Origin of the sequence: Ketogulonicigenium vulgare WSH-001, assembly GCF_000223375.1 — a bacterium.
In the GTDB taxonomy this organism is placed as follows: domain Bacteria; phylum Pseudomonadota; class Alphaproteobacteria; order Rhodobacterales; family Rhodobacteraceae; genus Ketogulonicigenium; species Ketogulonicigenium vulgare.
The window spans coordinates 357,950-381,874 of sequence record NC_017384.1 but is presented as its reverse complement, the minus strand read 5'-3'; the positions used below and the strand labels follow the sequence as shown (position 1 = coordinate 381,874).

22 protein-coding genes, 1 tRNA gene and 1 pseudogene are annotated in these 23,925 nt (G+C 62.0%); 7 read left to right on the top strand and 17 right to left on the bottom strand.

Annotated elements, in window-relative coordinates:
- Positions 1 to 12: 12 nt before the first annotated feature.
- The 5 genes from KVU_RS01805 to KVU_RS01785 all read right to left on the bottom strand — a co-directional run bounded on the left by KVU_RS01805 (position 13) and on the right by KVU_RS01785 (position 3,210).
- Entirely contained in the window at positions 13 to 1,242 is a 1,230-nt protein-coding gene (locus KVU_RS01805; RefSeq protein ID WP_065739314.1) for an HAD-IIIA family hydrolase, read from the bottom strand.
- Positions 1,224 to 1,808: a D-sedoheptulose-7-phosphate isomerase gene (locus tag KVU_RS01800; protein WP_013383606.1), complete on the bottom strand. Its 585-nt coding sequence runs from the start codon at positions 1,806 to 1,808 to the stop codon at positions 1,224 to 1,226. Before KVU_RS01800 ends, KVU_RS01805 begins: the two co-directional genes overlap by 19 nt.
- A 181-nt stretch (positions 1,809 to 1,989) precedes the next feature.
- Positions 1,990 to 2,379, bottom strand: a complete 390-nt coding sequence (locus tag KVU_RS16160) for a hypothetical protein (RefSeq protein WP_193365323.1) — start codon at positions 2,377 to 2,379, stop codon at positions 1,990 to 1,992.
- A gap of 32 nt (positions 2,380 to 2,411) precedes the next feature.
- Positions 2,412 to 2,485: transfer RNA gene (locus KVU_RS01790), tRNA-Cys, on the bottom strand.
- Positions 2,486 to 2,580: 95 nt separating this feature from the next.
- Positions 2,581 to 3,210: a YdeI/OmpD-associated family protein gene (locus KVU_RS01785; RefSeq protein ID WP_013383604.1), complete on the bottom strand. Its 630-nt coding sequence runs from the start codon at positions 3,208 to 3,210 to the stop codon at positions 2,581 to 2,583.
- Between the two features lie 261 nt (positions 3,211 to 3,471).
- Here KVU_RS01785 and KVU_RS01780 point away from each other — a divergent pair, with 261 nt between their 5' ends.
- The 5 genes from KVU_RS01780 to rodA are packed head-to-tail and all read left to right on the top strand — an operon-like array spanning position 3,472 to position 9,087.
- Complete coding sequence (locus KVU_RS01780; RefSeq protein ID WP_014537512.1) at positions 3,472 to 4,512, top strand: rod shape-determining protein; 1,041 nt, start codon at positions 3,472 to 3,474, stop codon at positions 4,510 to 4,512.
- Positions 4,513 to 4,546: 34 nt separating this feature from the next.
- Positions 4,547 to 5,476 (top strand): rod shape-determining protein MreC, encoded by a 930-nt coding sequence (gene mreC / locus KVU_RS01775; protein WP_014537511.1) that lies wholly within the window; start codon positions 4,547 to 4,549, stop codon positions 5,474 to 5,476.
- Positions 5,469 to 6,011: a hypothetical protein gene (locus KVU_RS01770; RefSeq protein ID WP_013383600.1), complete on the top strand. Its 543-nt coding sequence runs from the start codon at positions 5,469 to 5,471 to the stop codon at positions 6,009 to 6,011. Before mreC ends, KVU_RS01770 begins: the two co-directional genes overlap by 8 nt.
- The gene (mrdA, locus tag KVU_RS01765) at positions 6,008 to 7,951 is read left to right on the top strand and encodes a penicillin-binding protein 2 (protein ID WP_060486243.1); all 1,944 of its coding nucleotides are present in this window, start codon (positions 6,008 to 6,010) and stop codon (positions 7,949 to 7,951) included. Before KVU_RS01770 ends, mrdA begins: the two co-directional genes overlap by 4 nt.
- A complete protein-coding gene (rodA, locus tag KVU_RS01760) occupies positions 7,948 to 9,087 on the top strand; it encodes a rod shape-determining protein RodA (RefSeq protein WP_013383599.1) in 1,140 nt (379 codons plus the stop codon). Before mrdA ends, rodA begins: the two co-directional genes overlap by 4 nt.
- 31 nt (positions 9,088 to 9,118) lie before the next feature.
- On the opposite strand, the gene KVU_RS01755 is transcribed toward rodA, so the two are convergent.
- The 4 genes and pseudogenes from KVU_RS01755 to KVU_RS01740 all read right to left on the bottom strand — a co-directional run bounded on the left by KVU_RS01755 (position 9,119) and on the right by KVU_RS01740 (position 13,634).
- A complete protein-coding gene (locus KVU_RS01755) occupies positions 9,119 to 9,982 on the bottom strand; it encodes a 50S ribosomal protein L11 methyltransferase (protein WP_013383598.1) in 864 nt (287 codons plus the stop codon).
- Between the two features lie 15 nt (positions 9,983 to 9,997).
- On the bottom strand, positions 9,998 to 10,645 hold the full coding sequence (gene msrA, locus KVU_RS01750) for a peptide-methionine (S)-S-oxide reductase MsrA (RefSeq protein ID WP_013383597.1): 648 nt from the start codon (positions 10,643 to 10,645) through the stop codon (positions 9,998 to 10,000).
- 72 nt (positions 10,646 to 10,717) lie between these two features.
- A pseudogene (locus tag KVU_RS01745) lies at positions 10,718 to 12,897 on the bottom strand (primosomal protein N').
- The gene (locus KVU_RS01740; protein WP_013383595.1) at positions 12,897 to 13,634 is read right to left on the bottom strand and encodes an alpha/beta fold hydrolase; all 738 of its coding nucleotides are present in this window, start codon (positions 13,632 to 13,634) and stop codon (positions 12,897 to 12,899) included. Before KVU_RS01740 ends, KVU_RS01745 begins: the two are co-directional and overlap by 1 nt.
- A gap of 163 nt (positions 13,635 to 13,797) precedes the next feature.
- Here KVU_RS01740 and thrS point away from each other — a divergent pair, with 163 nt between their 5' ends.
- Positions 13,798 to 15,744, top strand: coding sequence for a threonine--tRNA ligase (thrS, locus tag KVU_RS01735; RefSeq protein WP_013383594.1), 1,947 nt, complete (start codon positions 13,798 to 13,800; stop codon positions 15,742 to 15,744).
- 31 nt (positions 15,745 to 15,775) lie between these two features.
- On the opposite strand, the gene KVU_RS01730 is transcribed toward thrS, so the two are convergent.
- Complete coding sequence (locus KVU_RS01730; protein ID WP_013383593.1) at positions 15,776 to 16,102, bottom strand: arsenate reductase family protein; 327 nt, start codon at positions 16,100 to 16,102, stop codon at positions 15,776 to 15,778.
- A 212-nt stretch (positions 16,103 to 16,314) separates the two neighbouring features.
- Here KVU_RS01730 and KVU_RS01725 point away from each other — a divergent pair, with 212 nt between their 5' ends.
- On the top strand, positions 16,315 to 16,521 hold the full coding sequence (locus tag KVU_RS01725) for a cold-shock protein (RefSeq protein ID WP_013383592.1): 207 nt from the start codon (positions 16,315 to 16,317) through the stop codon (positions 16,519 to 16,521).
- A 39-nt stretch (positions 16,522 to 16,560) separates the two neighbouring features.
- Here the strand turns inward: KVU_RS01725 and KVU_RS01720 are convergent, their stop codons facing one another.
- Genes KVU_RS01720 through KVU_RS01690 form a run of 7 tightly spaced genes read right to left on the bottom strand, consistent with a single transcriptional unit; the run spans position 16,561 to position 23,890 of the window.
- Positions 16,561 to 17,646 carry an S-methyl thiohydantoin desulfurase family protein gene (locus tag KVU_RS01720; RefSeq protein WP_014537508.1) on the bottom strand — a complete coding sequence of 362 codons (1,086 nt, stop codon included), beginning with the start codon at positions 17,644 to 17,646 and terminating at the stop codon, positions 16,561 to 16,563.
- Between the two features lie 11 nt (positions 17,647 to 17,657).
- Positions 17,658 to 18,761: an S-methyl thiohydantoin desulfurase family protein gene (locus KVU_RS01715; protein WP_044008008.1), complete on the bottom strand. Its 1,104-nt coding sequence runs from the start codon at positions 18,759 to 18,761 to the stop codon at positions 17,658 to 17,660.
- Entirely contained in the window at positions 18,751 to 20,298 is a 1,548-nt protein-coding gene (locus KVU_RS01710) for a hydantoinase/oxoprolinase N-terminal domain-containing protein (RefSeq protein ID WP_060486241.1), read from the bottom strand. The genes KVU_RS01715 and KVU_RS01710 overlap by 11 nt, the downstream gene beginning before the upstream one ends.
- Position 20,299: 1 nt before the next feature.
- Positions 20,300 to 21,181, bottom strand: a complete 882-nt coding sequence (locus KVU_RS01705) for an ATP-binding cassette domain-containing protein (protein ID WP_013383589.1) — start codon at positions 21,179 to 21,181, stop codon at positions 20,300 to 20,302.
- Positions 21,178 to 22,011, bottom strand: coding sequence for an ABC transporter ATP-binding protein (locus KVU_RS01700; RefSeq protein ID WP_013383588.1), 834 nt, complete (start codon positions 22,009 to 22,011; stop codon positions 21,178 to 21,180). The genes KVU_RS01705 and KVU_RS01700 overlap by 4 nt, the downstream gene beginning before the upstream one ends.
- Positions 22,011 to 22,868: an ABC transporter permease gene (locus KVU_RS01695; RefSeq protein ID WP_013383587.1), complete on the bottom strand. Its 858-nt coding sequence runs from the start codon at positions 22,866 to 22,868 to the stop codon at positions 22,011 to 22,013. The genes KVU_RS01700 and KVU_RS01695 overlap by 1 nt, the downstream gene beginning before the upstream one ends.
- Positions 22,865 to 23,890 (bottom strand): ABC transporter permease, encoded by a 1,026-nt coding sequence (locus KVU_RS01690; RefSeq protein ID WP_013383586.1) that lies wholly within the window; start codon positions 23,888 to 23,890, stop codon positions 22,865 to 22,867. Before KVU_RS01690 ends, KVU_RS01695 begins: the two co-directional genes overlap by 4 nt.
- Between the last annotated feature and the right edge of the window lie 35 nt (positions 23,891 to 23,925).

Sequence of the window (23,925 nt, the reverse complement as noted above, 5' to 3'; positions counted from 1 at the left end):
ATTCTCACAACCTTATTTCAGATGGTCCAGGACCAGCGCATGCAAGGAGCCACCTTTATAATGAACCCCCGTGATCCCGGCGGCCTTCGCAGCCGCCATGTCCGTTTCAGCATCGCCAATCATCAGGCTGCGCGCCATATCGACGGGCCAAAAGGCCAGTAGATCGTTAATCATGCCGGGCGCAGGCTTACGACGCGGACAGTCTTTGCGATAGGCTTCGACCGTCGCATCGACATGATGCGGGCACCATTCCAACGCATCGATATGGGCACCGATCTGCGCAAGATCTGCCTGCATGGCGTCATGGAACTGACGCACAGCATCCTCGTCATAAAACCCGCGGGCGACACCCGCTTGATTGGTAACGACAAAGACATAATAGCCGCGATCATTCGCCAGCTTGATTGCCGCGCGCGCGCCTGGCTGCCATTGCAGCGTGGCCGGGTCGTGCGTGTAGCCGCGATCAACATTCAGCGTGCCATCGCGATCCAGAAACAACGCCGGGCGCGTACGCTGCGCAACAAACTCATCCTGCACCTGCGCGTAAGTGACAGGCAAGCCGATATCAATGAAATATGCCCCGTCAGGCGCAGCCACGCCGGCGACCTGGCCCGCAGCGACAAGACGAGGAAACACCTCGGCCTCTAGCGAGCATGCCTGTTCTGTCGGGATCTCGGCGATAACCGCGCGCGACAGGATATAAACCCCGGCATTGATCTGACCTGCCTGACCAGCGCGCTCGGGGGTCTTTTCACGAAAACCGGTGACGCGCCCTTGCGCCGTTTCCACAGCCCCATAGCGACCACTGTCGGGCACGCTTTGCAGCAATATCTGCGCGAACACGCCCGATTCCTCGCGCTGATAGGCATTCCAGTTCTGCACAAAGACGGTCAGATCCATGTCGATCCATGAATCACCGTTCATCAACAGGAAGGCCGGATCGAGCGCACCCAGCGCATGGGCATAGGCCAAGGCGCCGCCAGTGCCCCGCGGTTCAGGCTCGATGATCACATCAACCCGTGCACCATTGATCACCCGACCGTCATAGGCCTCCTGCACTTGCTCGCCAAAGCGTCCGGCCAAGAGCGTCACACGCTTGAACCCATAGCGCGCGGCCTCAAGGATCAGATATTCAACGAACGGTCGTCCAGCGACGGGCAGCATGGGCTTGGGCGTCGAGGCCGTCAATTCCCCAAGACGCGTCCCTAGCCCACCACAAAGTATTACGGCTTGGGCGAGCACAACTGCACCTCAACCATCGCGCAGATCATGTGACCGATGGCGATATGGGCCTCTTGGATGTAATTGGTCTGCGCATGCGGGACCGCCAGCAAAAGATCCGACAGCGGGGCCATTGCGCCGCCGCCTGCTCCGGTCATGCCAATCGTGGCAATGCCCAACTCGCGCGCAACTTCAAACGCTTTCACCACGTTCACGCTGTTCCCCGAGGTCGACAATCCGACGATGACATCCCCGGCAACGCCGATCCCGCGCAGCTGACGCGCGAATACGTTTTCGTAGCCATAGTCATTGCCGATTGCCGTCAGGGCCGAGGTATCCACCGTCAGAGACAGCGCGGGCATCGGTGCGCGGTCGAACAAAAAGCGTCCCATCAATTCAGCGGCAAGATGCTGTGCGTCTGCAGCCGATCCGCCATTGCCGCAGAAAATAACCTTGCGGCCGTTTTTCAACGCGGACTTCCAAATATCAACGGCGGATAAAATCTGTTCGTTTAACGCTTTAGTATCCTGCAGCACCTGAATAGTAGCGTCTAGATAATCACTTACAAAGTTAACGTCGTTCTTCATACTCTACCCTTGGAATAGCCCGTTATTGCCTGCTGCCTGGAGTGTTTCGGTCTGCCCGTGCAGCTCAAGTCTTAACTCATGCCCCACTGTTACCCGATGAATCGCGCGCCCGCCAAGCGCCGTTCACTCTTTCGGCAAACCTCCACCTATGATTGTGCATCAATACAAGAATTTCTTTCAATCACCAGCGTCCATAGGCGGCATCGATAGAAAAACATTCCAATATAAGAATATATAACAAGCTCAGATCACTTACGCATTGCACCCAATGGTATATCGGAAAGCCAACCTCATACCGAGGCGCAGCCGAGATTATCATGCAGGTGCGCCGGAAAGCTGGTGCCAAGAAATATGACATCCATTCGCTGAGATACTCAGCTGCGGCAAAGCTGGCAGCACCAGGCTGCGGCGATGAGCTGATAGCGGCTGCAGCGATGGTTCGCAAATATGCCAGATCCGCGCGCCAGAAGGTCAGAGTGATCGGGGCGCAAAAGCGGCGCGAATAGCTTAAGAACGTACGGGGGGGGGTGAACAGGAATGTTGCCAGCGCTGTTGCCAAATCTTGCAACATGCCAAAGCGCCCAGCGCAACATACTGAAGTATTGGAGGCGAGTACCGGAATCGAACCGGTCTCCACGGATTTGCAATCCGCTGCATAGCCAGCCTGCCCACTCGCCATCGGGGTGCTATGGCGGGCGTGTAAGGGCAATTTCGGCGATGCGCAAGGGAAAGATCACGCCCGCACCGCATGGCGCTACGGCAATTCAACGCCTTACCGCTCAAGCGCGCCTTTGCCCTCGAATATCTTGGGGCGCAGCTTTTCGATGCGGTCGCGGCGGGTTTGCGCGGCTTTGGCGCCCGAGAGGGCGATCAGATAGCTTTTGCGTCGCCCCGGCGTCAGCGCGTCAAAGGCGGCGGCAAAGCTGGGGTCCTCGTCCAGCGCCTCTTGCAGCTCGACCGGCATATCGACATGTGTTTCGATCTTGGGCGGGCGCAGACCGGCGGCGGCGTTGGCCATCGCCTCGGCCAGATAAGCGCTGATCACATTCCCCATCGCACCCACCTGCGCGCTATCGGTAAAACGTAACATATCGGGGTGCGGGGTGTTGGCGCCCTGGCGCTGCAAGACGCCCGCCGGGTCCTTCAACAGGGCCGCATCAAAGAATGACAGCCGGAAATCGTCGCGAAAAGCACCAATGATGGCGATATTCCGCCCAGCATGCATATAGCACGGATGCCCCCATTTCGCGACCTCGCTAAGGCCCGCATCCCGGCAGATCTGCCGCAGCGCCGCCAGCCCCTGCCCCCACCGCCGTGCCGCGCAATCGTCACTGGCATAGCGCGCGCAACGTCCACAGCCATCCGCGAAAAACACATCCGGGTCCGTGATCATCTCGGCCATCAAGCGCGCCCTTTGGTTGCTGCATGACATCATGCGCTGCCTTTGCCGGCAGCCTGCCGCCTGAACACTTCCGCGTCAACTTGGCAAAATACGGCCCGTCAAATGACGCATCAAGGGCGCTGCCTCCATCCGGCCCTTTTCGATAGGCATCGCGCGACCTATAAGGCCAGGATAGTTTCGGCAAACAGGCGGCGGACGGCCCCCGAATCGGGGCCAGCCTTTTGTTTGCGCGCGTGGCACGATCAACGGGAAGAAGACGGTATGGCAATTTTTGGGGGCTTGTTCTCGTCGGATATGGCGATCGACCTGGGGACAGCGAATACGCTGGTCTATATCAAAGGGCGCGGCATTGTTCTGTCCGAGCCCTCGGTGGTCGCCTATCATATTAAGGACGGCGTGAAGAAGGTTCTGGCCGTGGGCGAGGAAGCCAAGCTGATGCTGGGCCGCACGCCCGGCACCATCCAGGCCATCCGTCCAATGCGCGAGGGGGTCATCGCGGACTTTGCCTCGGCGGAAGAGATGATCAAGTATTTCATCCGCAAAGTGCACCGCCGCACGCCCTTTGCACCCAAACCCAATATCATCGTCTGTGTGCCGCACGGCGCTACTCCTGTTGAAAAACGCGCGATCCGTCAGTCGGTTCTGTCCGCAGGTGCCCGCCGCGCCGGCCTGATTGTCGAGCCGATCGCAGCCGCCATCGGCGCGGGAATGCCCATCACCGACCCCACCGGCAGCATGGTTGTCGATATCGGCGGCGGCACAACCGAAGTCGCAGTCCTATCGCTTGGCGATATCGTTTACGCCCGCTCGGTCCGCGTCGGCGGTGACCGCATGGACGAGGCGATCATCAACTATCTGCGGCGCCAGCAAAACCTGCTGGTCGGCGAGGCAACGGCCGAGCGGATCAAAACCACCATCGGCACGGCCCGTATGCCCGACGATGGCCGTGGCCAGTCGATGGTCATTCGCGGCCGCGACCTGATCAACGGCGTTCCCAAAGAGACCGAGATCACCCAAGCGCAGATCGCCGAGGCTTTGGCAGAACCTGTCAGCCAGATCTGCGAGGCGGTGATCACCGCGCTGGAGGCGACGCCCCCCGATCTGGCCGCCGATATCGTTGATCGCGGCGTGATGATGACAGGCGGCGGCGCATTGCTGGGCGATCTGGATCAGGCCCTGCGCGAGCAAACCGGCCTTGCGATCTCGGTCGCCGAGGAATCGCTGAATTGCGTCGCACTCGGCACCGGACGCGCGCTGGAGTATGAAAAGCAACTTCGCCACGTGATCGACTACGATAGCTGATCCGGGCAGACCTAAACGGGTTTGAGGACAGGATTTGGCGCAAGACCGCAAATCTTCAGGGGGTAAGGCCTCGGGCGACGAATACGTTCGCCCGGTGCGCCGCCTTGTTGTCGGCACATTGGTCATGGTGATGATCGCGCTGTTTCTGGTCTGGCGCATCGACAGCCCGCGCGTCGAGCGGATGCGCACTGCCGTCATCGACACCGTCGTGCCGCGTATGCAGTGGATCGCAGCCCCTGTGACCGGCGCGACCAAGCTGATCGCCGATTTCCAAAGCTATCGCCGCATCTATGACCAGAACCGCGAATTGCGCCTCGAGCTGCAACAGATGCGCGCCTGGCGCGAGGCGGCGCTGCAGCTCGAGCAGGAAAATGCCAAGCTGCTGGATCTGAACAACGTTCGCATCGACCCGACGCTGACCTATGTGACGGGCGAAGTGCTGGCCGATAGCGGCTCGCCCTTTCGCCAGTCGGTGCTGCTGAACGTTGGCGCGCGCGATGGTATCATCGATGGCTGGCCTGCGATGGACGGGATCGGCCTTGTCGGGCGGATCTCGGGCGTGGGCAGCCACACCTCGCGCGTGCTGCTGCTGACGGATAGCTCTAGCAAAGTGCCGGTACTGATCCAGCCCTCGGGGCAACGGGCGATTCTGTCGGGCGACAATACGATCTATCCGGTGATCGAATTTTTGGAAAACGCCGACCAAGTACGCCCCGGGGATCGCGTTGTCTCATCGGGCGACGGCGGGATTTTTCCGGCGGATATGCTGGTTGGGCAGGTCGCGCTGGGGACGGACCGCCGCCTTCGCGTGCGCCTCTCGGCGGATTACGAACGCCTTGAATTCCTGCGCGTGTTGCGCGCCCCGCGGATCGAGGCGATCACCGACCCCGGCGGATTGCTGGTAACACCGCGGCTAGAGATCGCAGGCCCGCCCGCACCCGAGGGAGAGCTGCCCGATGGCTGAGACCAGCGCCCTGCGCGGCTGGCGCGGCCAGCTGACCTTTGTGCTGCTGGCGCTTGCCATTATCACCCTGCGCCTGCTGCCCCTGAACACGGTGCCGCCCGGCCCCGTGGTGCCGCCTGATCTGCTGCTGCTGATCACGCTGGTCTTTGTTACTCGCCGCCCCGACTACCTGCCGGTCACGACGATTGCGGTGATCTTTTTACTGGGCGATTTGCTGTTCCAGAATCCGCCCGGCCTCGAGGTGGCGCTGGTCATCGTCCTGACCGAGGCGATGCGCCGCCGCGCCGCCCGCCTGCGCGAGGCGCCGTTCTGGATCGAATGGATGACGGTCACCTTTGGCATCGTGCTGCTGGTCTTTGCCCGCCGCGCCGTCTTTGCGCTGCTGTCGGTGCCGCAGCCCGGCCTGTCCGCGCATCTTTCGCAAATGGTGATGACGATTCTGTGTTATCCTATTGCGGTTGGAATCATGTATTTCGGCTTTGGTCTGCGCCGTCCGGCGGCGGGCGAGGTCAATGCCATGGGACAAAGGTTGTGAGATCAGGACATCGCGATACATCCGAACGTGGTCCCCGCTTTACCCGGCGGGCGCTGCTGATGACCACCGCGCAGGCCGGTGTCATCGGCCTTTTGGGCTGGCGGATGCATCAGTTGCAGGTGAACCAATCGGATGAATTCCGCATGTTGGCCGAGGAAAACCGCATCTCGATGCAGTTGATCCCGCCCGCGCGCGGATTGATCTATGACATCAACGGCGTCGCGCTGGCCGCAAACGAGCCCGTCTATCGCATCACCATCGTGCGCGAGAATGCGGGCGATGTGGATGACGTGCTGAACCGCCTGGCGCAGATCATCACGCTGCGCCCCGAGGATATCGCCCGCACGAAAGAGGAAATTGCCCGCCGCGCCGCCTTTGTGCCGGTGACGGTGATCGAGCGCATTTCCTGGGAGGAGGTCTCGCGCGTGCAGGTGAACGCCCCCGCCCTGCCCGGCATCTCGGCCGAGGTCGGCCTCTCGCGCGTCTATCCGCACGGGCAGGACACGGCGCATGTGGTGGGCTATGTCGGCCCGGTCAGCGATTATGACCTGAGCCTGATGACCGAGCCTGACCCGATCCTGCAAATCCCGCGTTTCCAGATCGGCAAGACCGGCGTTGAAAACCGCCTCGAGGCTGCCATGCGCGGCAAAGCTGGCACCCGCCGGATCGAGGTGAACGCCCTTGGCCGCGTCATGCGCGAGCTGGACTGCCAAGAGGGCGACAGCGGTGCCGACATTCAACTGACCCTTGATTCCAAGTTGCAGGCCTATGTCGAGGCGCGTCTGGACGGCGAAAGCGCCTCCTGCGTGGTGATGGATTGCGAGACGGGTGATCTGAAAGCCATCGGCAGCGCGCCATCCTTTGACCCGAACCTGTTCGTGCGCGGCATCTCGGTCGCCGACTGGACGGGTCTGAACGAGAATATGTATCGCCCGCTGGCGGCAAAGGCCTTTCAGGGCACCTACCCGCCCGGCTCGACGTTCAAAGCGATCACCGCACTTGCGGCGATGGAAGCGGGCGTGCTGACACCCGAAGAGACGATCTATTGCCGCGGCTATACCGAAGTGTCGGGTACGCGATTCCACTGCTGGCGCCCCAGCGGCCATGGCAATGTGAATTTCCACGACAGTCTGAAATTCAGCTGCGACTGCTATTACTACGAGGCCGCCCAGCGCGTCGGCATCGATGCGATGGCGGTGATGGCGCGCAAATTCGGCCTTGGGACACGCCACGACCTGCCGCTGTCTGCCGTGGCCTCGGGCCTTGCGCCCGACCGGCAGTGGAAACGCGAAGTGCGCGGCGAGGATTGGCGGATCGGCGACACGGTCAATGCCTCGATCGGTCAGGGTTATGTGCTGGCCTCGCCGTTGCAACTGGCGATTATGACCGCGCGCCTTGCCTCTGGCCGCAATATCGAGCCGCGCATGATCCATGCGATTGATGGTGTCGTCCAGCCGCTGATCGGCGGCGAAAGCCTTGGGCTGAACGAGAATTTCCTGCGCCGCGCGCGCCTGTCGATGTATGATGTGGTGAACCATCAACGCGGCACCGCCTATGCGACGCGCTTTGACATCGCGGGCCAGCAGATGGCGGGCAAGACCGGCACCAGCCAAGTGCGCCGCATCACCGCCGAGGAACGCGCCCGCGGTGTGACCCGCAACGAGGATCTGCCGTGGGAGCGGCGCGACCACGCGCTATGGATCAATTACGCGCCCTTTGACCGCCCGAAATATGCGGTGGCGGTGGTCGTCGAACATGGCGGTGGCGGCGGCACTGTTGCGGGGCCGATTGGTCGTGATGTGACCATGCAGGCGCTGGCGGGCGGCTTCCCCGAATTGACCGCCTATCCCGCCGCCACGCGCGGCCGGGCCGAGGAAATTCAAAACCGCGTCCGGGCCCTGATGGAAGCCCGCGACCGCGCCCATCAGAACCGCGCATGACCTATCTGAATTACAACCTGCGCTCTGTGCCCACGGGCATCCGCAAGCTGCTTTACCTGAACTGGCCGATCATCTTGTTGGTGGTCGCCCTGTGCAGCGCGGGCTTTTTGATGCTCTATTCCATTGCCGGCGGGCGGATGGAAACCTGGGCCGAGCCGCAGATGAAGCGTTTCGCCGTCGGCATGGTGGCGATGTTCGTCATCGCGATGGTGCCGATCTGGATCTGGAAGAATATGTCCATCATCTTCTACCTGATCGCACTGGCGCTGCTGGTCGGGGTGGAATTGTTCGGCCATGTCGGCATGGGCGCGCAGCGCTGGCTGGAACTGGGGCCGATCCGCATCCAGCCCTCCGAGCCTGCCAAGATCGCCATGGTGATGATGCTGGCGGCCTATTATGACTGGCTGCCGGTGAAAAAGGTCTCGCATCCGTTTTGGGTGCTGCTGCCGGTGCTGCTGATCCTGATCCCGGCGGGGCTGGTGTTCTTGCAGCCGAACCTTGGCACATCGATGCTGATCATCATGACGGGCGGCATTATGATGTGGGTCGCGGGCGTGCATTGGGCCTATTTCGCAACGGTCGTCAGCGCAGCGGCAGGCGGGGTTTGGGCGATTTTCGCAGCGCGCGGCACCAGTTGGCAATTCCTGCACGATTACCAATACCGCCGGATCGACACGTTCCTGAACCCTGCAAATGACCCTCTGGGCGCGGGTTACAATATCAATCAGGCGACGATTGCGCTGGGATCTGGGGGCCTGACGGGGCGCGGCTTTATGCAGGGCACGCAGTCGCGACTGAACTTCCTGCCGGAAAAGCAGACGGACTTTATCTTTAACACGCTGGCGGAAGAATTCGGCTTTATCGGCTCGATCACGCTGCTGTCGCTATATGCGCTGGTGATGTTCTTTTGCATCTCATCGGCGCTGTCGAACCGTGACCGCTATGCCTCGCTGATGATCGTGGGGATTTCGGCGACGTTCTTCACGCTATTTGCGGTGAATATGATGATGGTGATGGGACTTGCCCCCGTGGTGGGCGTGCCGCTGCCGCTGGTGTCTTATGGCGGATCACAGTTGATGGTGATGCTGGCGGCATTTGGGCTGCTGCAAAGCGCCCATGTGCATCGGCCGAGATAGAAAAGGGCGGCCCCGATGGCCGCCCTTTTTATTAGTTTTTCACCATCGTCAGCGTGGTCCAGTCCGTCACCTCGTCACGCCATTTCAGCGTGAAACCAGCGGTGTTATAGACCTCGATCACGCTATCGGCCTGCTCGTTGAGGATACCCGACAAGATGATGACGCCGCCCGACACGACATTGCCGCCCATTTCGGGGGCAAGGGCGACCAGCGGGCCTTTCAGGATATTGGCAAAGACCAGCTCGAACGGCGCACGGGCGCGAATCTCGGCAGCATCAAAGCCTGCGGCTTCGACACAGATGACGCGACCCTTCATACCGTTCGCCTCGGCATTGGCGGCGGCGACATCAACGGCGACGGGGTCGATATCGCCCGCCACAACCGTTTCAGGCCACAGATGCGCCGCGGCCATCGCCAGAACAGCGGTACCCGCGCCGATATCGGCGGTGTTCGCGGATTTGAACCCTTGGGTCTCCAGCCGGTCCAGCGCGCGCAGGCAGCCCAGCGTCGTGCCATGGTGGCCGGTGCCAAAGGCCATTGCGGCCTCGATCAACAGCGGCAAGCGGCCTTCGGGGACTTTGTCGGCATCATGGCCGCCATAGACGAAAAAGCGGCCCGCCTCGACGGGGGACAGCTCGCGCTTGACCTTGGCGACCCAGTCGACATCCGGCACTTCCGAGACGACAAAGGGTTTCGCGCCAAAGCTTGCGGCCAGCAGATCGAGGATGATCTCGTCGGGCTGCTCTTCGAAATGAACACCGATCTCGTATAGGCCCGAGCCGTCCTCGATCTCGAATACACCAACGCCAAAGGGTTCCAGATCCTCCAGCGCCTCGCCCAGCGCCTCGGCGCTGTCTTGATCAGGCAGGGTCGTATGGGCCGAATACATCGTCATAAAGTCGTCTTTCCGTTAAACGCCAAGGCCGATCGGGCAAGTGACGCCCGTGCCTGCGATGCCGCAGTAACCATCGGGGTTCTTGGCCAGATATTGCTGGTGGTAATCCTCGGCATAGAAATAGTTCGGCACCGACAGCACCTCGGTCGTCACCGCGCCAAAACCTGCGGCGGCCAGACGCGCGCCATAAGCCTCACGCGCGGCCAGCGCCGCATCTTTTTGTGCGCCGCTATAGGTATAGATGGCCGAGCGGTACTGCGTGCCCTTATCGCCGCCCTGACGCATGCCTTGGGTCGGATCGTGGTTTTCCCAAAATGTCTTCATCAGATCGTCAAAGCTGATCTTTGCCGGATCAAAGACGATACGGACAACTTCGGTATGACCGGTGAGGCCGGTGCAGACCTCTTCATAGGTCGGGTTCGGCGTATAGCCGCCCGCGTAACCGACCGAGGTCGAATAGACACCCGGCAGCTCCCAGAACAGGCGCTCGACCCCCCAGAAACACCCCGCGCCGAACATGGCAACTTCCATGCCAGCCGGCACTTTGTGCAGGTCAGAGCCGTTGACGAAATGGGTTTGCGCGGTCTGAATGGCGTTTGCACGGCCCGGCAGGGCGTCTTGCGGAGCCACCATGACATCCTTGGCGCCAAAAAGCGAAAACATGGCATTTGCCTTTCAATGAATCGGGTTGGCCTAGATATAGGTGGTCTTGTCGCGGATTGCGACGGCTTTGCCTTACAAGAAAGATTGTGGGTCAATGTCAATGGTCAGCCGCAGATCGGGCGGCAGCGGGATGGCGATCCACTGGGCCAGCGCGGCCTGCAGCGCGGCGCCTTTCGCGGCTTTGACCAGCAGCCGCACGCGGTGCCGCCCCCGCACGCGGGCAATAGGCGCAGGCGCAGGGCCGTAAACCTCGGCCCCGACCTGCAACAGCGGGCCTGCGTTGCGCGCCAGCCGGTTGCCGACATCGAACGCCGCCTGCAAATCCGGGGACGAGATAATCACCCCCGCCATCCGGCCAAAGGGCGGCACGCCCGCCGCATGGCGCTGATCGGCCTCGGCCTGCCAGAACCCCTCGTCATCGCCCGACATGATCGCGCGCAGCACCGGATGTTCGGGTTGATAGGTTTGCAGCAGCGCGACGCCCGGCGCCTCGGCCCGCCCGCCCGTCCCGCCACCTGCCGCATCAGTTGAAAGGTCTTTTCGGCGGCGCGCAGATCCGACCCTTGCAGTCCCAGATCCGCGTCGATGACGCCGACCAGCGTAAGCTTTGGAAAGTTATGCCCCTTGGCCACGATCTGGGTGCCGATGATGATATCCGCCCCGCCCGCCGCAATCTCGGCAATCCGATCTTTTAGCGCGCGGGCGGTGCCGAACAGGTCAGACGATAGTACAGTGGCGCGGGCCTCGGGAAAGACGGCTTTCACCTCTTCCTCCAACCGCTCGACACCGGGGCCGACGGGCACCATTTTGCCCTCGACACCGCAGGAGGGACAGGCGTCTGGAACGGGGCGGTTCGCGCCGCATTGGTGGCAGACAAGGCGGTTCTGAAAGCGGTGCTCGACCATGCGTGCATCGCAGTGATCGCAGGCGACCTGCTGGCCGCAGGCGCGGCACAGGGTCACCGGCGCAAAACCGCGCCGGTTCAGGAACAGCAGCGATTGCTCGCCCTTTTTCATCCTGTTCAGAATCGCGCCCTGCAAGGTGGGGGAAATCCAGCGCCCGCCCGGCAGCTTCTCGGCCCGCATATCGATGGGGCGCATATCGGGCATCACGGCCACGCCAAAGCGCGCATCCAGCGTGATGCGGGCGTATTTGCCCGTATCGGCATTCACCCATGTCTCGAGGCTGGGCGTGGCCGAGGCCAGCACCACCTGCGCCGCATTCAAACTGGCGCGCAGCACCGCCATGTCGCGCGCGTTATACAGCACGCCATCGCCCTGTTTATATGATCCGTCATGCTCCTCATCGACCACGATCAGCCCAAGGTCTTGGAACGGCAGGAACAATGCGGATCGCGCACCCACCACCACCTGCGCATCGCCCGTCCCGATCATCTTCCAGACGCGGCGGCGTTCGGTCATGGTGATGCCAGAATGCCATTCAGCGGGGCGCGCGCCGAAACGCTCCTCGACGCGGCGCAGGAATTCACCCGACAGCGCGATTTCAGGCAGCAGCACCAAGGCCTGACGGCCCGCGCGCAAGGTTTCGGCCACCGCCTCGAGGTAAACTTCGGTCTTGCCCGATCCCGTCACCCCTTTCAGCAGCGTCGTGCCATATTGCCCGCTGCGCACCGAGGTGCGCAGGGCATCTGCGGCAGCGGTCTGCTCATCAGTCAGCGCCTTGCCGGGATGGGCGGGGTTCAGGCGCTGGAACGGCAGATCCTTTGGGGCGACCTCCTCGGATATCGCGCCCGCTTTCACGAGACCCTTGATCACCGAGGGCGTCACATCCGCAGCCCCGGCAAGCTCACCCAGTGTGAACGACAACCCGCCAAAATCGCGCATCACTTGCAGCACTTTTTCGCGCGCAGGCGTCATGCGATCGGGCACAGCGCCGGTGGCGCGATAGACCAGCCGCACCGCATCCTCGAGCGCGGGGGCGCGCACCGTCATGCGCAGCATCTGGAACATCGGGGTCAGCGTGTAATCGGCCACCTTTTCCAAAAAGCGGCGCATCTCGTCGCGCAAGGGCGGCACATCATGCAGGCGCAGAATGCTGCGCGCCTTGGCGGGGTCAAAGCCGCCCTGCCCCGGCCCCCAAACAACGCCCAGCACTTTGCGCGGCCCCAAGGGCACCTCGACCAGCGCGCCGATATCGCAGCCGCCTTCGGGCGCGCGATAATCCAGCATCCGGTCGATGGGCTGGGCGGTTAGAACCGCCACCAGCGCGCCTGCGGGGAAATCAGGCTCCATCAGTCCTGGGCAACCTTGGCGACGGCCGCCTCGATCATGCGCAGGCAGGCGGGCGTGGAAAAGCGGTGATCGGCGCCTTTGACCACTTTCAGGCGGATATCACCGCCGGTGACATGATCCAGCAGGCGATAGGCGACCTGAGGGGGCACATCGACATCCGCCGTGCCTTGCAAGAACCGGGTCGGGAATGGCAGATGCAGCGGGCTGCGCAGCACCAGATTACGCCTGCCGTCCTCGATCAGCTTCCAGGTATAGGGATAGGGATCGCCGTATTCCGAGGGGCGCAGCACCTTGCCAAAGCGCTGCATCTGGGCTTGTTCCTCGGGCGACAGGCGCGGCCAGACCAGATCCTCGGTAAAATCAGGGGCAGCGGCGATGGTCACCAGCCCCTTGATCCGCTCGGGAAAAGCGCGTGCCAGCAGCAGGGAAATCCAGCCGCCCATGGATGAGCCGACCAGCACCACCGGCCCGTCGATCCGCGCCATGACCGCGCGCGCATCCGCCGCCCAATCACCGATCGATCCATCCTCGAACACGCCGCCGGATACGCCATGGCCCGAATAATCGAACCGCATAAACCCGAGGCCCTTGTCGGCCGTCATCTCGCGCAGGGCGATGGCCTTTGTCCCCTCCATATCCGAGCGGTAGCCGCCGCAGAACATGACGGTCGGCCCCTTTGCGGGCAGGTGTTCAAAGGCGATCTCGCGCCCCTCGGAGGTGGTGAAACGTTCGATCATGGCGGCCTCCTGGGAAATACTGTGCTGAAACTGGCCCTGATCGGCGACAAAGACAAGCCTAGACGCCCCCTTGACGTCAGCGCGCGCCAGTATCACAAAGCGCGCACACATAACCCGCAACCGGGCGTTCAGTGGGCGCCAAACCGACGAGGAGCTATAGGCCATGAGCCTTATTTCCCTGACATTCCCTGATGGTAACAAACGCGAATATCCCGCCGGGATCACCGCCGCTGCCGTCGCCGAGTCGATCTCGAAATCGCTGGCAAAGGCCGCGATTTCCGCACAGCTGGATGGCCAGCATTGGGATCTGCAATGGCCGATCACCGCAGATGCCTCCATCGCGCTGAACACGATGAAGGACGAAGCCCCCGCGCTAGAGCTGATCCGCCACGACCTGGCGCATATCATGGCGCGCGCCGTGCAAGAGATCTGGCCCGATGTGAAAGTCACCATCGGCCCCGTCCGCGATTACGGCTGGTTCTATGACTTTGACCGCGCCGAGCCCTTTACCCCCGAAGATCTGGGCGCGATCGAGGCGCAGATGAAAAAGATCATCAACGCGCGCGAGCCTGTCCGCACCGAAGTGTGGGAGCGCGCCCGCGCCCTCGCCTATTACGAGGATCGCGGCGAGCCCTATAAGATCGAATTGGTGAACCGCATTCCGGGCGACGAGCCTTTGCGCATGTATTGGCACGGCGATTGGCAGGATCTGTGCCGCGGCCCGCACCTGCAAAGCACCGGCCAAGTGCCCGCTGACGGGTTCAAGCTGACCCATGTCGCCGGTGCCTATTGGCTGGGTGACAGCAGCCGCCCGATGCTGCAGCGCATCTATGGCGTCGCCTTCCGCAACCGCGAGGATCTGAAGGCGCATATGACCATGCTGGAGGAGGCCGCCAAACGCGACCACCGCCGCCTTGGCCGCGAGATGGATCTGTTCCACATGCAGGAGGAGGCCCCCGGTCAGGTGTTCTGGCATCCGAACGGCTGGACGGTCTATACCGCGCTGCAAGATTACATGCGCCGCCGCCAACGCAAGGACGGCTATGTCGAGGTGAACACCCCCCAAGTGGTAAACCGCGTGCTGTGGGAGAAATCCGGCCACTGGGAGAACTATCGCGACAATATGTTCATCGTCGAGGTGGACGAGGAAGGCGCCAAGGAAAAGGTGGTCAACGCGCTTAAGCCGATGAACTGCCCCTGCCATGTGCAGATCTTTAACCACGGGCTGAAATCCTATCGCGAATTGCCGCTGCGCATGGCCGAGTTTGGGTCCTGTGCGCGGTATGAGCCGTCGGGCGCGCTGCACGGCATTATGCGCGTGCGCGGCTTTACGCAGGACGACGGGCATATCTTCTGCACCGAAGATCAGATTGAATCGGAAACCAAGAAATTCATCGAATTTCTGGCCAGCGTCTATGCCGATCTCGGCTTTGAAAGCTGGCGCGTGAAGCTGTCGACCCGCCCTGAAAAGCGCATCGGCACCGAAGAAAGCTGGGATCACGCCGAGCAGTCGTTGGGCAATGCCTGCCGCAAGGCCGGTTATGATTACGAGCTGCAAGAAGGCGAAGGCGCGTTTTACGGGCCAAAGCTGGAATTCGTGCTGACCGACGCCATCGGCCGCGACTGGCAATGCGGCACACTGCAGGTCGACCCCAACCTGCCCGAGCGTTTGGACGCCAATTACATCGGCCAAGACGGCGCGAAACATCGCCCGATCATGCTGCACCGCGCCTGCCTTGGATCGTTCGAGCGGTTCGTGGGCATCTTGATCGAGAACTTTGCCGGCAAGCTGCCCTTCTGGCTGGCCCCGCGCCAAGTGGTCGTCGCCTCGATCGTCTCGGATGCGGATGATTACGTCCACGAGGTTGTGGCGGCACTTTCCGCCGCCGGCGTCCGCGCCGAGGCCGACACCCGCAACGAGAAGATCAACTACAAAGTGCGCGAGCATAGCCTGGGCAAAGTGCCGCTGATCCTGGCGATCGGCGCCCGCGAGGTCGAGGAGCGCACCGTGACCGTCCGCCGTCTGGGCGAGAACCAGACCGCGACCATGTCGCTGGATGCGATCTTGGCCGAAACCCGCGCCTCGGCGCTGCCGCCCGATCTGGCGTAACGATTAAGGGGGGGCGATATCGCCCCCCTTTTTAGTCCAGCACCGCCTGTTGCTGTGCGGGCTTCCACCCCAAATGCCACATGCCGTCTTTCAAGATGGCCGGGCGTTTCAGCAATGTCGGATAGGCCGCCAGCAATTCCGCCGCCGGCTTTTCTTTTTCGTCGTCGGACAATCCGCGCCATGTGGTCGAGGATTTGTTGATCGCGCTATCGCCATGCGCGTCCAAAATGCTGGAAATCAGCGCCTGATCCAGCCCGTCTTTGCGAATATCCGTGATCTCGATCGGCAGCCCTGCCGCGGCAATTGCCGTGCGTGCTTTTTTACACGTGTCGCAATTTGATAATCCGATGAATTTCATTCCTGCCCTTTCACTGCACGTTCAATGCTGTGTCTGTGTGCATATTCGAATTTTGCACGCAATTTCATGGCGCGCGATATGCTTCGTATTTGATTTTTGTCGTTGATAATCGAAAGCTGGACAAGTGAAGGCTGGCATTGACGCTTGGGCAATCTGCGTCTCACGATTACGAAAGCCCGCTGCGGGCGGCGGAACGACAAGGGAGAATGGCGATGCCGAACGGCACCGTAAAATGGTTCAACACCACCAAAGGCTATGGTTTCATCGCGCCAGAAGGCGGCGGCAAGGATGTGTTTGTGCATATCTCGGCCGTCGAACAGGCCGGGCTGACCGGCCTTAGCGATGATCAAAAGGTGACTTTTGACCTGATCGAAGGGCGCGACGGGCGCCAGATGGCGGGCAATCTCAAGCCAGAATGAAAAATGGCGCTGCCCATATGCAGGCAGCGCCAGCCTTGGTTACTCGGCCGCAGCCAGCGGCTGATAATCCACATCATATTTAAAGTAACGCGGGCCTGCGACCTCGATCCCCAGTGGCGTGCGCCACATCGGGTTGCAGGGATAGGCAAGGCACACAAGGCGCTGACCATAGCGCAGCGAATCCGTCGTCACCGCAAGGCCGGTTTCCGCATCGACCAGACTGATCAGATCGGGCGTAGTCACGACAACTTCGCCGTCGCGCATCGCCAGCAAAAACTCGTTCTGGAAGTCGATGGACATCTCATGCCCCTTCCAATCGTCGGTGCCGTTCAGGATCACCTTGCCGCGGGCAAAACCGCCGACGGTGCGCCGTTCGATATCGACGATGCGGCCTTCGAACATATTATGCGCCTGCAAAAGGCTTGCCAGCGCCTTGACCGGCTCGCCGTGGTTGGCCTTGGCCTCGCGCAGGGTGCGGCCGATGGATTCGCAAAGGGTCAGCGTGCCGCGCACAACGCATTCCTTGGCCTTGGCACCCGACATCGAATAAAACGCCAACAGCGCCGAGCCGCCCATTTCCACCGTCGCCGCCCGCGCCAGACGTTCCGTCCAGCGGTTCGAGACGGTCTCGAACGTCACTGTATTGCCCTTGTCATCACACAGAACCATCGGCGTCGCGCTAACACCGGCAAGGGCGAATGTTTCCATCTGAAGTTCCGGAAACGCGCGGCCCATACCGTCGCCATCGACCAGTGGCAGGCCGGTGGCCGCCGCGACAACAAAGGGCGTCATCGAGTTCACGCCCCCCGCCTCGCCGCACAACACTGCGTCGATCTTGCGGCCCAGCAGCTTTTCCAGCGCGACAAAGGCATTCACCAGCTCGTCGCCCTGCGGCAGTTTTTCGGTCATCACGGTGGGCGCGCCCATCATGCAGACCGGCACGACCAGCGCGTCATCGGGCAGATCCTCGGTACGGACAAGTTTCACCTTGCCGAACTTGCGGATCGCCTGTTGCGCCATCAGTTTGCCGATATAGGGATCGCCGCCCCCGCCGGTGCCCAGAACGGCACCGCCTGCGGCCATATCCTCGATCTCGGCGACATCCACTTCGCGAAAGATTTTCATGACTTGTCCTTTCACGCGGTAATCTGGCCCAGCGCCAGCGGCTTAAATGCGATATCGGGATAGCCAAAGGCCTTGGGGCCGACGATGGCCATCGCCTCGGGCGTTTTCATCAGATCATGCGCAGGCAGGCCCAGTACTGCGACGCGCTGGCCGAAACGCAGCACTTCGGTGGTGATCGGCTCGCCCGTTTCCGGGTCGACGTTCATAATCAGGTCGGGGACCATCAACACGGGTTTGTCGTCGATCCACAGGATCAGGTTCTCGTTCTGGATGGCGATGCGCGCGGTGGAACCGGCCCATTCGCCCGCGCCCTCGATCACGGCGGTGCCACGGTTAAAGCCGCCCGACATGCCCCGTTCGACATCGACAACCTTGCCGGTAAAGAACAGCGTGGCGCCGGTCGCGCCGCAGATGCGGTCGACGACATTATGGCGTTTTGCGCGCGCATCCAGCACCACGCGGCCCAGCTCTAGCGCCTGTGTGACGGTGCCCGGAACGGCGACCTTTTTCACGAAATCGCCGCGCATCGGCGCAATCGCAAGGCCCGCCGCCGCGCCCATTGCCACAGCGGTATCGCGGGCAAAGCGTTCCAGCCAGAACATATCCTGCACATGGCGAAAGACGACGACATTGCCCTTTTCATCCGCAATCGCAGCCGGAGAGGCCTTGGCGCCATAGATGAACCATGTGCACATCTGCACTTCGGGAAAGGCGCGGCCCATGCCGTCGCCGTCCACCACCGGCAGGCCCGATTGGGCGGCGGTGATGATTGGCTCGAGCGCGTTCGAGCCGCCGATCTCGGCCGAGATCACCGCATACATCTGCACGCCTGCGGCTTCCTCGACAGCGCGCATCGCGCGCAGGCATTCCTCGCCCTGCTCGATCTTTTCAATGCCGACGACCGGCGCGCCGATGCCGCCAACTTCGCCGATATAGGCGTCGTCCGGCAGCGCATGCAGCGGCAGCACGCGCACAACCGCGCCCGCCCGGATCAATTCGCGCGCACGCAGCATCCCGATATAGGGATTGCCGCCGCCGCCCGTGCCCAGGATCGCCGCCCCGATGGACAGGGGCAGCAGATCCTCCTCACGCAGGATATAGCCTTCAGCCGACATGCAGCTCACCCACAGCTTTGACGCGGACGCGCGTGGCATTGCCGGGCAGATAGGCCAGGGGCACGTCCTCGACGTCAACGATTTCAACGGTTTCGCGTTTGGCCCCTGCCGCAACGGCGGCGTTCACCGCCTGCGTCTTGGCATCCTCCAGCGCCTTATCGCGCGAGATTTCGGCCATGGCGTAGACGCGATCCACCTCGCCCGAGACCTGCGCAATGGCCGCGCCCACGGCGTTCGCGCAGGCGAAATGGTTCGGCTTGATCAGTTGCAGACCGGCAATCGGCCCGCCCACGATGACCGAGCCGCCGCCCACAACAATCACCGGCAGCGGATCGGCAGAGACGCGGGCGCGCTCGACACAATCGTCCAGCATTTCGGCGATACGCGCGCGGCCGCGGGCCACCAGATCCTTGTCCAGATGCGCGACCTTGGCGGGATCACCGATCACCGCGCCGCCATCGGCGACCACCAGATCGGTCGTCGTCAGCGTGCTGCCGCCAAAGACCAGCGCCTCGGTCGCGATGCGATAACCGACCGAGGTCGGGCCGACTTTCACGCCACCCGCCGCATCAACCACAAGGCTGCCACCGCCGAGGCCAATCGAGAACACATCCGGCATACGGAAATTGGTGCGCACGCCGCCCACCTCGACCGCAACGGTCGCTTGGCGCGGAAAGCCCTTTTGCAAGCTGCCAACGTCGGCGGTGGTGCCGCCGATATCGACCACAATGGCGTCCTTGACGCCCGACAGGAACGCCGCGCCGCGCATCGAATTGGTCGGACCCGAGGCAAAGGTCAGCACCGGGAATTTCTCGGCGAATTCGGCCTCCATCAAAGTGCCGTCGTTTTGCGTCAAAAAGAAACGGCCCGTAAAGCCGATCCCCGCCAACGCATCGCGAAACGCCTGTATCACCTCATGCGACAGATCGCGCAGGCAGGCGTTCATGATGGCGGCGTTTTCACGCTCTAAAAGACCGATCCGGCCGATCTCGCTCGAGACAGTGATATGCGCGCCGGGCAGTTCACGGGCGAAAATCTCGGCGGCTTTTGCCTCGAACTCGGCCGAGACGGGCGAGAAGACCGAGGTGATTGCGATCGTGTTGATCCCCTTGGCTTTGATATCGGCGGCGATGCCGACCAGCTCGTCCTCATTCAGGGGCGAGATCACGCGGCCGTCGAATTCATGACCGCCATGCGCCAGATACCAGGTGTTGCCGATGACATCGCGCAGATCCTCGGGCCAGTCGACCATGGGCGGCAGGCTTTGGGTTGCGGGCAGGCACAGGCGCACGGCGGCGGTCTGCGCCAGATCGCGACGCTGCACGACGGCGTTGGTGAAATGCGTGGTGCCGATCATAACCACATCGACATCGCTTGCCGATTTGCCAGCCTCGGCCAGCACAAGGTTCAGCGACGAGACGACACCCGACATCACATCCGATGTGGTGTGCGATTTGACGGCGGCCAGAACATCGGCGCCGTCCATGATGACAGCGTCGGTGTTGGTGCCACCCACGTCAATACCGATACGGATCATGTCACTTCCTTTCCTGAACGCCACCGGCTTGCCGCAGGGCAAGCAATTCTTCTGCGGTGGGCAGTTCGCCATTGATTAAGGGGATTATGGGACGCAGGGCTTCTTCCTCGGCGGAAACAACCGGAACCGAGGCCAGCAAAAGCCGCGTGTAATCATGCTGGGGATGGGTAAAGACCGCAGGCGTCGCGCCGGTTTCAACCACATCGCCGCGATACAGGACGCCAACACGGCTGGTAAAATTGCGCATCAGCGACAGGTCATGGCTGATGAACAGATAAGTCAGGCCCATCTCGCGCTGCAGGCCCTCGAGCAGTTCGATCACCTTTGCCTGCACCGAGACATCGAGCGCCGAGGTCGGCTCGTCCAGCACCAGCAGTTTTGCACCCACAGCCAACGCGCGGGCGATGGCAACGCGCTGTTTCTGGCCGCCCGACAGTTCATGCGGATAGCGGTTCGCGAAAGCGGCGGGCAGTTGCACCATTTCCAGCAGTTCCGCGATCCGCGCGGCGCGATGGCCGCCATAGCCATGCGCCACCAACGGCACGGCAATCGACTGCCCCACGGTGCGGCGCGGGTTCAGCGAGGAAGACGAGCTTTGGAACACCATCTGCACCCGCGACTTCAGATCGCGCGGCGCCTCTTTCGAGAGGATACTGACACCATCGACCAGAATGTCGCCGCTATCGGGCAGCGCCAGCCCCATGATCATCCGCGCGATGGTCGATTTGCCCGAGCCGCTTTCCCCCGCCAGACCAAAGCTTTCGCCAGGCATGATCGACAGCGAGACATTATTCACCGCCGTCGTCACCGATTTCACGCGGCCAAAACCACCCTTTAGGGTAAAGGTCTTGGTCACATTGCGCAGTTCCAATGCGGGGGTCATGGGCGCACCTCGGGCATCTTATCGCGTCCTGTCAGTTTTGGCACCGCCGCGATCAGATCGCGGGTATATTGCTGCTGCGGATTGGCGAACAACGCACTGGTGGCCCCGTGTTCCACGATCTCGCCCTTGTTCATCACATAGACATATTCCGAGGTTTCCCGCACAACGCCGAGGTTATGGGTGATCATCAACAGCGACAGGTGATGTTCGCTGACCAGATCTTTCAGCAGCTTCAGGATCTGCGCCTGCGTCGTGACATCCAGCGCGGTGCCCGGCTCGTCCGCGATCAGCAGGCGCGGCTCGGACAGCAGCGCCATTGCGATCAAAATGCGCTGACGCATCCCGCCCGACAGCATGACGGGATAGGATGCTGCGACACGTTCGGGCTCGCGCATACGCACTTGGGTCAGCACTTCGATCACGCGGGCATAACGGCCCGCTTTGCTGCGGTCGCGGCCAAGGCGGCGGTCGGCGTATTTCAGGATCGTCATCAACTGATCCTTGATCGTAAAGACCGGGTTCAGCGAGGACATCGGGTCTTGGAACACCATGCTCATAGCGGTGCCGCGCAGCCGCAGACGGTCGCGGCGCGGCATGGTCAGCAGGTTCTGCCCGTCGAACATCATGGCGCCGTCGGTAATCGTCGCATTGCCCGGCAGCAGGTCCATGATGGTTTTCATCGTGACCGACTTGCCCGAGCCGCTCTCGCCCACCAGCGAGACCTGCGCCCCTTTTGGCACCGTCAGATTGACGCCTTTCAGCACCTCGGTCGTGCGGCCATAGGTTTTGAAGCTGACATGCAGGTTTTCAACATGAAGCGCGGGCTGCATTACACGTTCTCCACATCGAACAGATCGCGCAGGCCGTCGCCCAGCAGGTTAAAGCCCAGCGCGACGAATAGAATCGCAGCGCCCGGCAGCAGCGCCTCCCACCAATAGCCCGGCAGGAATGCGGCACCTGCCGCGACCATGGTACCCAGATCGGGCGTCGGCGGGCGGATGCCAAGGCCGATGAACGACAGCGAGGCCCCGACAAGGATCACAAAGCCCGCATCAAGCGAGGTTTTCACCGCCACAGCCGAGATGCAATTGGGCAGGATCTCGCGGAAGATGATGTGGAATTTCGATGCGCCCAGCGTCTCTGCCGCCTCGATATATTCCTGCGCGCGGATCTGGCGGGTCAGGCTGAACACCAGCCGCGTGTGCCATGTCCACCATAGGGCCGAAATCGCCAGCATGGCATTGGTCAGCGAAGGTTCTAGCACCGCCGCAACCGCCAGCGCCATCACCAAGGGCGGCAGCGCAAGGGCAATATCGGTCAGGCGCATGATGACAATCTCGGTCCAGCCGCCAAAGTATCCGGCCAGCATCCCCAAAAGCGTGCCCAGCGGCACCGCGATCACCAGCACGACAAAGGCCAAAGCCAGCGAGACGCGCATCCCGAAAATCACACGGGTAAACTGGTCGCGGCCCGCTTGATCCGTGCCGAACCAATGCTCCCAGCTTGGGGGCTGGTGACGATTGCGGAAATCGACGACCGCGCCGACATGATCGGGATAGGGCGTGATATAGGGCGCGAAAATCGCGGCAAGCAGGCAGATGATCACGATCAGCGCGCCGATCACCGCCGTTGGATTGCGCGAGAAACGATACCAGTTCTGCGCGGCGTGGCTCATATTCTGGCTCATGCGCGTTTGCCCCTGATACGAATGCGCGGATCGACGATGCCGACAAGAATGTCGATCAGCAGGTTGACGATGACAAAGAACAGGCCCGACACCATGACCACGGCCATGATCGCGTTCAGATCCTTTTGCGTGATGGCGCGCAGCCCGTAAGCGGCCATCCCCGGCCAGGCAAAGATCAACTCGACCACGAAAGCGCCGCCGATCAGCGAGGCAAACTCAAGGCCAAGGATCGTCAGCGGCGGCACGAAACTGGGGCGCAGCTGGTATTTGAACATACGCAGGAAACTGGGCACCCCAAAGGCGCGCGAGGCCTCCATATAATCCTGACGCGATACGTCGATCATCGAGGCGCGGGTAATCCGCGCGATCTGCCCCATCGTGGCCAGCGCCAGTGCGGTTGCCGGGAAAATCACATGGCGCGCCGCCTCGGCCACCACATCCAGCCGCCCGCGCAGCAGGCCGTCGATCAGCAGAAGTCCGGTGATATCGGCGTTGAATTCAAGGCCCATCGGCAAGCGGCCGGTGGTGGGAAAGCCCTTCAGCACATAGCCCGCCAAAAGTTGCAGCAGCAGCGCGATCAAAAAGGACGGCATCACCGCCGAGACAATCGCTATCGCCCGCACAAGGTTATCGGGCCAGCGGTCTTTCCAATGCGCGGCCACCACACCTAGCGGCACGCCAAAGGCAAAGGCCAAAAGGATCGTCACCAGCACCAATTCCAGCGTCGCAGGAAAGGCGGCGGCGATATCCAGCGAGACGGCGCGCTGCGTCAGCAGCGACAGGCCCAGATCGCCCTGAAAAAGCCCGCTGATAAATCGGACATATTGTTCATAAAGCGGCAGGTTCAGACCCAGCCGTTCTTGTAGTGCCAGCACCTGATCGGCACTTGCGGTCGGGCCCAGCGCCATACGGGCCGGATCACCCGGAACGACGCGCGCGATGGTGAAAATGATCACCGACAGGCCAAACAGCACCAGCAGCGACCACAGCAGCCGCCGGACAAGGAAAGCCAGAAATTCCATTGTCGCCCCTTGAGTTTACGCGAAAGGTGGCGCGG

Coding starts and splice junctions, on each gene's coding strand:
- KVU_RS01800 (WP_013383606.1), bottom strand. CDS start 1,808: ATGAAGAACGACGTTAACTTTGTAAGTGATTATCTAGACGCTACTATT.
- KVU_RS16160 (WP_193365323.1), bottom strand. CDS start 2,379: ATGTTGCAAGATTTGGCAACAGCGCTGGCAACATTCCTGTTCACCCCC.
- KVU_RS01785 (WP_013383604.1), bottom strand. CDS start 3,210: ATGGCCGAGATGATCACGGACCCGGATGTGTTTTTCGCGGATGGCTGT.
- KVU_RS01780 (WP_014537512.1), top strand. CDS start 3,472: ATGGCAATTTTTGGGGGCTTGTTCTCGTCGGATATGGCGATCGACCTG.
- KVU_RS01770 (WP_013383600.1), top strand. CDS start 5,469: ATGGCTGAGACCAGCGCCCTGCGCGGCTGGCGCGGCCAGCTGACCTTT.
- rodA (WP_013383599.1), top strand. CDS start 7,948: ATGACCTATCTGAATTACAACCTGCGCTCTGTGCCCACGGGCATCCGC.
- KVU_RS01755 (WP_013383598.1), bottom strand. CDS start 9,982: ATGACGATGTATTCGGCCCATACGACCCTGCCTGATCAAGACAGCGCC.
- msrA (WP_013383597.1), bottom strand. CDS start 10,645: ATGTTTTCGCTTTTTGGCGCCAAGGATGTCATGGTGGCTCCGCAAGAC.
- KVU_RS01740 (WP_013383595.1), bottom strand. CDS start 13,634: ATGATCGAACGTTTCACCACCTCCGAGGGGCGCGAGATCGCCTTTGAA.
- thrS (WP_013383594.1), top strand. CDS start 13,798: ATGAGCCTTATTTCCCTGACATTCCCTGATGGTAACAAACGCGAATAT.
- KVU_RS01730 (WP_013383593.1), bottom strand. CDS start 16,102: ATGAAATTCATCGGATTATCAAATTGCGACACGTGTAAAAAAGCACGC.
- KVU_RS01725 (WP_013383592.1), top strand. CDS start 16,315: ATGCCGAACGGCACCGTAAAATGGTTCAACACCACCAAAGGCTATGGT.
- KVU_RS01720 (WP_014537508.1), bottom strand. CDS start 17,646: ATGAAAATCTTTCGCGAAGTGGATGTCGCCGAGATCGAGGATATGGCC.
- KVU_RS01715 (WP_044008008.1), bottom strand. CDS start 18,761: ATGTCGGCTGAAGGCTATATCCTGCGTGAGGAGGATCTGCTGCCCCTG.
- KVU_RS01710 (WP_060486241.1), bottom strand. CDS start 20,298: ATGATCCGTATCGGTATTGACGTGGGTGGCACCAACACCGACGCTGTC.
- KVU_RS01705 (WP_013383589.1), bottom strand. CDS start 21,181: ATGACCCCCGCATTGGAACTGCGCAATGTGACCAAGACCTTTACCCTA.
- KVU_RS01700 (WP_013383588.1), bottom strand. CDS start 22,011: ATGCAGCCCGCGCTTCATGTTGAAAACCTGCATGTCAGCTTCAAAACC.
- KVU_RS01695 (WP_013383587.1), bottom strand. CDS start 22,868: ATGAGCCAGAATATGAGCCACGCCGCGCAGAACTGGTATCGTTTCTCG.
- KVU_RS01690 (WP_013383586.1), bottom strand. CDS start 23,890: ATGGAATTTCTGGCTTTCCTTGTCCGGCGGCTGCTGTGGTCGCTGCTG.